Here is a 9,260-nt window from a genome sequence, read left to right as displayed (position 1 = left end):
ATCTTAATGGGTTGCTTGCAATTTGAGTCTTTCTGCCAAAAGTGGATGCTCCCGAACATAAGTCATATAGATCAGTAAATAATCATTAATAGTTAGCTTAAAATCTACTTACCGAAGCTCTTATTTCTAATAATCTGTTGATAGCCAATTATCCAAGCTTAGTCCTTCAACTCGCAGCAAGCCAGAATCATTAGAAACCAGAATTAATCTGCGTGCGATCGCTGTAGCCGCTATCAATATATCTTGTTCTTATATCTTCAAACCCCTACTTTGTAAATCCACATGGATTTCACATGCTCTCTCAATAATTTCTATATCATCCAAGAATAAAACTTCATATTTTCTATAAAACTGATTAAATTCTGCTATCTGCCTCATAGCATTTATATATAAAAGTCCTCTTTTAACTTCATAATAAGTTATACAACTGATAAAAACTTCTTGTCCCGAACGATTAGCATCCCGTAGTTTCCTACTAACAGTTGCATTTCTCCTCAAAATGTAACTAACAATATTTGTATCTCATAAATAAGCCACTTTGTCTATTTTCGCTTTACTGCATCATCAAACATTTTGATTTGCTCTGGGGTCAAATCATTTAACGTATCAGAAACCGCTTCTAAGACAAGAATCTTATCAATTCTGCGTGTCAGTTCACGATCGGTTATAACTCTCATTTCCTCTGGTGATGACTGCCCAAAGAGTTCTACCAACATTTCTATCATTACTTGTTGGTTTAACTTAACTTGGTATAAGCTATTACCTTTTATTAGCTTTTCAACAATTAGTGATATGCGATTACTCAGTTCTTGATGATAATTAGCAACTTCTCGCATAATTCCCTCTATTCATCAAATAATCATCTTAATTATAAACAATCTCCCTCAGCACCCCTCTATGTAAAAAAAAGGCGGGCCTTTCAGCCCACCCCACAAAATTTTGAGAATATTCTGTTGCTATTAACCCAACAATTGTTTAGCCTTAGCTAACACATTATCAACGCTAAAGCCAAACTTCTCTAAACAAACACCGCCTGGAGCCGAAGCACCAAAGCGATCGATACTAACAGTATCGCCTTCAGTACCTACGTATTTGTGCCAACCGAAACTAGCGGCAGCTTCTACAGACAAACGCTTGGTGACAGCTTTCGGCAAAATTGACTCTTTATAAGCCGCATCCTGTGCTTCAAACAGTTCCCATGAAGGTAGCGAGACAACACGGACTTTCTTGCCTTCAGCCTTAAGTTTTTCGGCTGCGCCAACGGCGAGGCTCAGTTCTGAACCAGTAGCAATCAAGATGAGATCGGGTGTACCTTCGCTATCAACAACGGTGTATCCACCCTTGGCTACGCCCTCAATCGATGTACCTGCCAAGTTGGGGACGTTTTGACGGGTAAACGCCAACAGAGACGGAGCATTTTCCTTCGCCTTTTCGATCGCTATTTTATAAGCGCCAGAGGTTTCGTTACCGTCTGCGGGACGAAACACTAATAAATTAGGAATTGCTCGCAAGGAAGCGAGAGTTTCAATGGGTTGGTGTGTTGGCCCATCTTCACCTTGTCCAATGGAATCGTGAGTCATCACCCAAATCACGCCAGCTTGGGAAAGGGCAGATAAGCGGATGGCAGCACGCATATAGTCTGTGAAGATTAAGAAGGTAGCACCGTAGGGGATTAATCCCGAACTGTGCAGCGCTATACCATTACAGATTGCGCCCATACCATGTTCCCGCACACCAAAGTGGATGTTGGGGTTTTCGTAGTGCCCTTTTTGGAAGTCGCCTTTGCCTTTGATTTCGGTCAAGTTGGAGTGGGTTAAGTCAGCCGAACCACCAATCAATTCAGGTAAAACCCCCGCCAGTTTGTTGAGGCAGGTTTCTGAGTGTTTGCGGGTAGGTAGTCCTTTGTCTTCTGGGGTGTAAGTGGGTAGTACCTTGTCCCAACCGTCAGGTAGCTTGCCGTTTAGGTAACGTTCAAATTCAGCCGCTTCTTGGCCATACTTAGCTTTGTAGTCGGCAAAAGTCTTGTTCCATTCGTCTTCGTAGCCTGCACCGCGCTCAACTGCTTTGCGGGTGTGGTTGAGGGCGTTTTCTGGAACTACGAAAGGTTCGTATTCCCAACCCAAATTCTTCCGAGTTAATTCTATTTCGTCTCCACCAAGGGCAGCGCCGTGAACGCCAGCGGTGTTTGCTTTATTGGGGGAACCGTAACCAATAATGGTTGTAACTTTGATGAAAGATGGCTTATCGGTGACAGCTTTGGCTGCTTCAATTGCTTTGGCGATCGCATCTAAATCCGTGTTACCATCTTCGACGTGTTGAACGTGCCAACCGTAAGCTTCAAAGCGCTTGGAAACATCTTCGGTGAATGCCACATCTGTGGAACCGTCGATCGAAATGTGGTTGTCGTCGTACAGAGCGATGAGTTTGCCTAATCCCAAGTGTCCTGCGAAAGAACAAGCTTCACCGGAAATTCCTTCCATATTGCAACCGTCACCCAAAATTACGTAGGTGTAATGGTCAACAATCTTGCTATCGGGTTTGTTAAATTTAGCGGCAAGGTGCGCTTCGGCGATCGCTAAACCGACTCCATTAGCAATTCCTTGACCTAGTGGGCCAGTGGTGACTTCCACACCTGGGGTCATGAAGTTTTCGGGGTGTCCGGGGGTTTTAGACTCCCATTGACGGAATTGCTTGATATCTTCAATGCTTACACTGTCGTAGCCTGTCAAGTAAAGCAGGGCGTACTGCAACATTGAGCCATGACCGGCAGATAAGACAAAGCGATCGCGATTAAACCATTTGGGATTCTTGGGATTAAACTTCAAAAAGCGATCCCAGAGGACAAAAGCCATCGGAGCCGCACCCATTGGTAGTCCTGGGTGTCCCGACTTTGCTTTTTCTACGGCATCAATAGCCAAGAAGCGGATCGAGTTAATAGCCAGTTCTTCGACGGACAATTCTTTGGCGGATTGGGTTGCAACAGTCATAATCTCTTGTTTTTAACGACGGGTTAGCACTCTTCGTAGCTTCTCTTGCTGGGGTTATTTTAGATTCCCCACAGTATCCTCATCATCCCACTCCCGCTTGTCGATGGACAAGCGGGATCTCCTGAGTTTCTGGTGATAAATCAAGCTGATAATTGGGTCATGTTGAACGCTTAAATTATATCGGAATGATATTTCTGATACTTTGGGCATTGGGAAAGAGGAGGCAGGAGGCAGAAGTTCTAAAATGTTTGAATTTTGAATTTTGAATTTTGAATTTTGAATTGATTTCTCCCCTGCTCCTCTACCTCCTGCCTTTTGCCTTCTTTTAAACGTATTTCTTAAAGGCCAGTGTGACATTATGACCGCCAAACCCAAAAGAATTGGATATTGCTATCTCGACTTTTTGAGCGCGGCTAGAGTGAGGCACGTAATCTAAGTCACACTCTGGATCGGGATTGTCCAGATTGATTGTCGGTGGAATTTGGTCATTTGCGATCGCTAGTACTGTTGCAACTGCTTCAATACCTCCAGAACCGCCCAATAAATGACCTGTCATCGATTTGGTGGAGCTAATTGCCACCTTATAAGCATGTTCTCCCAAGGCTTTTTTGATTGCTGAGGTTTCAGTTGAATCATTAGCTGGGGTACTAGTGCCGTGGGCATTAATATAGCTAATTTGTTCGGGAGTTATGCCGGCATCTTTGAGCGCTAGTTCGATCGCTCTAGCGGCTCCAAGCCCACCAGGTACGGGGGAGGTGATATGGTAGGCATCACAAGTCATGCCATAGCCGATCATTTCAGCATAAATGTGAGCGCCGCGACTGATGGCGTGTTGCAGTTCTTCTAGAATTAAAATTCCTGAACCTTCACCCAAAACAAATCCGTTGCGATCGCGGTCAAAGGGACGGCTAGCATGAGCCGGGTCATCATTGTTAAAAGACAGTGCCTTGCAGGCGGCGAACCCAGCTATCGACAATGGTGTGACAGCTGATTCCGTTCCCCCGCAAATCATCGCCTGGGCATATCCCCCTTGAATTAAGCGAAAAGCATCTCCAATGGCATTAGAACCAGCAGCACAGGCAGTTACAGGACAAGAGTTTGGCCCTTTAGCACCCGTGTGAATTGCCGTTAATCCTGCGGCCATATTGGCGATCATCATTGGGATCATGAATGGACTACAGCGATCGGGTCCACGGTTGAGGTAGATAGTTTGCTGGTCTTCTAATACCTTAATCCCACCAACGCCAGAACCGATCGTCACACCTACCTGTTCTGCATTCAGGTCATTAATCGCTAACTCCGAGTTAGCTAGAGCCTGTTTTGCTGCCGCAACCCCAAATTGGGAAAACCGATCCATGCGCTTGGCCTCTTTGCGCTCCAAGTAATCATGCGGATCGAAGTTTTTCACCTCACCAGCAATTCGGCAATCATGGCTAGACGCATCAAATAATGTGATGTAGTCAATGCCATTACGTCCACTCAATAATCCATCCCAATATTCTGTTGCTGTGTTACCTATAGGTGTAATCGCGCCAACACCAGTTACAACAACGCGTTTACGTGTATGATCTGTCATGATTCAGTTAAAAATGGCGAAAAAGCAGCAGGCAAAAAATTTGAGGTTAGCGACTAGGTACTGGTGAGCCAGCGCGGTCTTAAAGGTTTCCTTTACGAGCGACTGGCATCGGATTTGCTGACTTCAAGTGAGTGTCGTTAACGTCAGCATTAGTGACATTAGCAGCGTCACGCGAAGAGTGGCTAGATATCAGAGAAAAATCTCCCCAATCCCAATCCCCAATTCCAATCCCCAGTTAAGCTGAGGCGGCAACTTTGTTATTGATGTAATCTACTGCCTCTTGAACCGATGTAATCTGCTCGGCAGCTTCGTCGGGAATTTCGATATCAAATTCTTCTTCCAAAGCCATCACCAACTCAACGGTATCGAGGGAATCTGCTCCCAGGTCTTCCATGAACTTGGCTTGTGGTGTAACTTTGGCATCGTCGTCAACACTCAGTTGTTCGGTGACGATTTTCTTGACCTTTTCAAAAATTTCCGTTTGGCTCATAAATAAAAGTCCTTAACCACTTGCTACGATCTGCTCTTTAGAGGAGACATTGTTTTGAGCATATACATCTTATCGTCAAGCGCGATCGCCCGCATACTTCCAAGGGTTTTTCTGCTAGAAAACCTCTCCTATTCCTCAAATAAATCGGGTAAGTTTTCTCTTAACACTTGAACTGTGGAGCGCGTTACGCCATCGCCGATTCCGTGTAAATGCTTTGGTTTTCCAATTATTGCTAAAATTTTTGACAATGTCTCATCGGTATTTACAGCCTTGCTAGCAATTAAGAATATGTAGATGCTGCGACCTTTTAACCTAGACGCTTAAAAGGTAGCTAAACGTCAAACATCAGAATGATGCTAACAAGGAATGATAAAACAGTTATTGTTTAGAGCGATCGCTCTAACCCAAACATACTTCTATGCTACCTCAGACACTGAAATACGCTTACTTCCCTGGTTGTGTTGCTCAAGGGGCCTGTCGAGAACTTTACCAATCAACTCAAGCGCTTACCCAAGCACTGGGCATTGAACTAGTTGAACTTAAAAAAGCTGCTTGCTGCGGTTCCGGCACATTTAAAGAAGATTCGCAACTGCTAGAAGATACAGTCAACGCCAGAAATATTGCCCTAGCAGAAGAATTAAATCTGCCCTTACTTACCCATTGCAGCACTTGTCAAGGTGTTATCGGTCACGTCAATGAACACCTGAAAGAATGTCAGACTTCTAACCCTGTTTACATTGAACAGGTTAATGGCTTGCTAAATAAAGAAGGTTGTTCGCCTTATCGCGGCAGTACTGACGTTAAACATCTTCTTTATGCCTTGGTGACAGATTACGGTTTAGAGGAAATTACCAAACGCGTCACCCGAAAGTTAACTGGATTAAAATGTGCGGCTTTTTATGGCTGTTATCTCCTGCGCGCCCAAAAATCTATGCCTTATGACGACCCTTTCCAACCGGAAGCGATGGAAAATATGTTTCGGGCGGTGGGTGCAACACCAATTTATTACCGAGGGCGGACACAATGTTGTGGTTGGCCCCTTGCTAGTTATGCCACTACCCAATCTTTTAAGATGGCGGGGATGCATATTCAGGACGCTTTAGCATCTGGTGCTGACTGTATGATTACACCTTGTCCTCTGTGCCACTTAAATTTAGATTCCCGTCAGCCAGAGGTAGAAAAGGTGATTGAACAAAAGCTAGGTTTACCAGTGTTGCATTTATCGCAATTGATTGCTTTGTCACTTGGGGTTAGTCCAAAAGAACTGGGTTTAGACCATCACATTGTTTCCACAAAGTCAGTATTGGAAAAATTAGGATTTTAGTTTTAGGACTAGCCCTTTTAATCTGACAGGTAAAATCTCTTTTTTTCTCTGCGTCCTTTGCGTCTGTGCGGTTCAAAAGTCTTTTATTTAACCACAGAGGCGCAGAGAACTTGATGTTTCCCGCAAGCAAAAGTTCATTTGACTTACTCATTAAAGTCGAGCTAAAGCTTTTAATAGAGACTTTCAAAAATTGCCGAAGAATTCAGGAGCAAAGCAAGAACAGCTGCGCCAACGCGTTAGTCGTATAGAATAACCTTGTTGTATTCTGACAACTGACGCCAATATTGCTGTTTTGATAAAAAAATTTCCAAAATTAACCAACTTACAATATATAAGACTGGTAATTTTGGATAACTTTAATTAAACTTTAATTTTGAGAATCGCTTTGGTATTAGCTTCGTAAAGTCAACGCTTCTTTTTCGATGTTTTCATCCATCCAAGAAAACATATCGCCAATTGATTGAACCATATCTTCAACTCCTTCACGGAAGAGTTCAACATCTTTCTCAGACTTGGTATAAATTTGAGCCACTTGAATCAATTCGTCTGTATGTTCTGGGTCTAAGTGGCAGTGGAGATGAAAATATTCGATGGTATGGTCATCAATACCTTTAAATATCTTATGAAGCCCTTCGATGTATTTGATAAAAATTTCAGGTAAGACTTGTTCAATTGCTGCAAATCTTCCTAAAGAACGTACTATAGGTTCATCATCACAAAATTCAAATTTTTTAAAGCGTAATGCTGGAATGAGAAACGCTCCATCCTCGGCATTGATATCAATTTGAGGACAATCAATACCTTTCATAAAACGCATAAATAATGCTACATGAGCAAGGTCTGAGTTGAGTTCTCCATGCTCAGTAAATGCATTTTCTAGCATAATCGTTCTAGCATGGTAACTATCCATTTTAGACGCGACTTTCAGAAAAGCCATATTGAATCTGTTTGAGCCAGGTAGCATTTTCATTGCAAACTGTCGGATTGCATCTTGTGAAAATTCTCCTTTGGCAAAGCGTTGAACAAAGGGATGTAGAGACAAATCTTGCGCAGTTGTGATTTCTAATAAAACTTGCTGTAATTGGTTGGATATCTTAGCATCCAAAGAAAGAGTTGCAGTCATTATTTTAGCAGATAAGTGGGTTGTTGTTGATGCTTGATTGTCTAATTGGGCGTGAATATCTAGAGAATTATTCACGCAGCTTGCATAGCAAAAAATGCATACTCTTTGCAACTATGTTTTAGAGGATGTTTACAAATGCTGATTAACAAATACTTGATTGACTGATTTGATGTGAATAATGAACAATTACTCAAGCAGTTCACATAGTAAAATGTGCAAACCTTTTGTAACCATATTTCACAAGTTTGCAAATCCTTATTTAGGTTAGGATCGGCTGGAAAATTGACATTATCTTCAATAATTGAGGCCAAACTTTAACTATAATGCGTTCCAAAAATTTTTGTTTTTGGTTAGCTGAAGTGTACGTACGGTCGTTATAAATAATTTATTACCTCTTTTGCAAATATTCCGTACAAGTTCGTACTTTGTCTTAATAAAAATTCTAGTGTCTTATTTTTTTGTAAGCAAATAAAAAAACATCATTAACTAAATCTTTATTTTTTTCGACAAATTTCTAAAGTTGGTATAAATTTATAGCAAACTTTTTTTGTCATCTGTCAATAGGAATAAAAATAAAATCCTCTTGAAGAAGAATACAGAATGGGACGTGCAAGATTCACGCCCCACAAGAATTATTTTGAATTTAGTTATGCAATTTAGATAACTTTCAGCTTAATCATTGCTATTTTTGAATTTACGTTGCAATTGTTTTAGCGATTGATACATATCTGGCAGACGACCATAAACAGCACATACCTTGAGATACAGTTTGTAAGGAAGGGCTGGAGTTCCACAGACAACTTCTCCTGGTGCAACATCGCTGTGAATTCCAGTTTGAGCAGATGTCATCGATCCATCTCCCATCTTCACTTGATTGACTATTCCTGTTTGTCCAGCTAAAATAACGCGATTTCCCAGTTGAACCCCTCCTGCCATGCCAACCTGACCTGCGATCGCACAACCAGAACCGATTTGGCAACCGTGACCTATTTGGACTAAGCTATCGATTACTGTATTGCGACCTACTCGTGTTTCTCCGACTGCTGGGCGGTCAATGCCAGTGTTACAACCAACTTCCACGCCATCTTCTAAGACTGTATAGCCCGATTGTTCCATTTTGAACCAACCAGTCCGGGTAGGAACAAAACCAAAGCCTTCTGCACCAATCACAGCACCACTGTGAATGACGCAATCTGCACCGATGCGGGTACGTTCGTGGATAGTACAGTTGGCGTGTAAGGTGGTGCGATCACCTATTTTGGCATCTGGATAAATCACCACGTTGGGATGAATGATTGCACCATCACCAATTTCTACCCCTTGTTGAATCACAGTATGAGGGCCAATATAAACATCACTACCAACTTTTGCGGTGGAGTGAATCACTGCGGTGGGATGAATTTCTGGGGTAGGGCGATATGGTTGATAAAAAAGTGCGATCGCTTTGGCAAACAATAATCGCGGATCTGGGGTTGCTAGCCAGACAATACCTCTTTCTTGTGCAAGCGCTTGTAATTTTTCGTCCTGGGGCAAAATTAAAGCACTAGCATTGGTATTACCAACAAAAGACCCAAATTTTGCACCTTCTACGTAACTGAGAGTACCGTTGGTAGCTTCATCAATGGCTGCTACCCCTGTAATTTCTGGGTCTTGGTCTGGGTTGCTAGTTAGGCTATGATTGGTAGCCGCGTCACCAAATTGACGGAGGATTTCGCTGAATTTCATTGCTGGATGTGTTCAAAATTGATCTACAATTGCAA

General features: G+C 42.5%; 7 protein-coding genes and 1 pseudogene. 1 reads left to right on the top strand and 7 read right to left on the bottom strand.

The annotated features are described in order from the left end of the window. Positions 1-126: 126 nt before the first annotated feature. The 5 genes and pseudogenes from RM368_RS20250 to acpP all read right to left on the bottom strand — a co-directional run bounded on the left by RM368_RS20250 (position 127) and on the right by acpP (position 5,053). A pseudogene (locus RM368_RS20250) lies at positions 127-513 on the bottom strand (PIN domain-containing protein). Between the two features lie 29 nt (positions 514-542). Then, complete coding sequence (locus tag RM368_RS20245; RefSeq protein WP_322695709.1) at positions 543-836, bottom strand: hypothetical protein; 294 nt, start codon at positions 834-836, stop codon at positions 543-545. A 123-nt stretch (positions 837-959) separates the two neighbouring features. Continuing rightward, positions 960-2,987 carry a transketolase gene (gene tkt / locus RM368_RS20240; protein ID WP_322695708.1) on the bottom strand — a complete coding sequence of 676 codons (2,028 nt, stop codon included), beginning with the start codon at positions 2,985-2,987 and terminating at the stop codon, positions 960-962. Positions 2,988-3,312: 325 nt separating this feature from the next. Then, positions 3,313-4,563 (bottom strand): beta-ketoacyl-ACP synthase II, encoded by a 1,251-nt coding sequence (fabF, locus tag RM368_RS20235; protein ID WP_322695707.1) that lies wholly within the window; start codon positions 4,561-4,563, stop codon positions 3,313-3,315. A gap of 235 nt (positions 4,564-4,798) precedes the next feature. Next, a complete protein-coding gene (gene acpP / locus RM368_RS20230; protein ID WP_322695706.1) occupies positions 4,799-5,053 on the bottom strand; it encodes an acyl carrier protein in 255 nt (84 codons plus the stop codon). 418 nt (positions 5,054-5,471) lie between these two features. Here acpP and RM368_RS20225 point away from each other — a divergent pair, with 418 nt between their 5' ends. Beyond that, positions 5,472-6,377, top strand: a complete 906-nt coding sequence (locus RM368_RS20225) for a CoB--CoM heterodisulfide reductase iron-sulfur subunit B family protein (RefSeq protein WP_322695705.1) — start codon at positions 5,472-5,474, stop codon at positions 6,375-6,377. 391 nt (positions 6,378-6,768) lie between these two features. On the opposite strand, the gene RM368_RS20220 is transcribed toward RM368_RS20225, so the two are convergent. After that, positions 6,769-7,575 carry an iron-containing redox enzyme family protein gene (locus RM368_RS20220; RefSeq protein ID WP_322695704.1) on the bottom strand — a complete coding sequence of 269 codons (807 nt, stop codon included), beginning with the start codon at positions 7,573-7,575 and terminating at the stop codon, positions 6,769-6,771. Between the two features lie 597 nt (positions 7,576-8,172). After that, a complete protein-coding gene (gene lpxD, locus RM368_RS20215) occupies positions 8,173-9,225 on the bottom strand; it encodes a UDP-3-O-(3-hydroxymyristoyl)glucosamine N-acyltransferase (RefSeq protein WP_322695703.1) in 1,053 nt (350 codons plus the stop codon). Positions 9,226-9,260 lie beyond the last annotated feature (35 nt).

It is taken from the genome of Nostoc sp. DedSLP03 (assembly GCF_034530815.1).
In the GTDB taxonomy this organism is placed as follows: Bacteria; Cyanobacteriota; Cyanobacteriia; order Cyanobacteriales; family Nostocaceae; genus Nostoc.
Note: the sequence above shows the minus strand (reverse complement) of the source record. Positions and strands in the feature narration are given on the sequence as shown.

Bases quoted from the DNA above. Each gene is read 5' to 3' on its own strand.
- tkt (WP_322695708.1), bottom strand. From the start codon at position 2,987: ATGACTGTTGCAACCCAATCCGCCAAAGAATTGTCCGTCGAAGAACTG.
- lpxD (WP_322695703.1), bottom strand. From the start codon at position 9,225: ATGAAATTCAGCGAAATCCTCCGTCAATTTGGTGACGCGGCTACCAAT.
- fabF (WP_322695707.1), bottom strand. From the start codon at position 4,563: ATGACAGATCATACACGTAAACGCGTTGTTGTAACTGGTGTTGGCGCG.
- RM368_RS20225 (WP_322695705.1), top strand. From the start codon at position 5,472: ATGCTACCTCAGACACTGAAATACGCTTACTTCCCTGGTTGTGTTGCT.
- acpP (WP_322695706.1), bottom strand. From the start codon at position 5,053: ATGAGCCAAACGGAAATTTTTGAAAAGGTCAAGAAAATCGTCACCGAA.
- RM368_RS20245 (WP_322695709.1), bottom strand. From the start codon at position 836: ATGCGAGAAGTTGCTAATTATCATCAAGAACTGAGTAATCGCATATCA.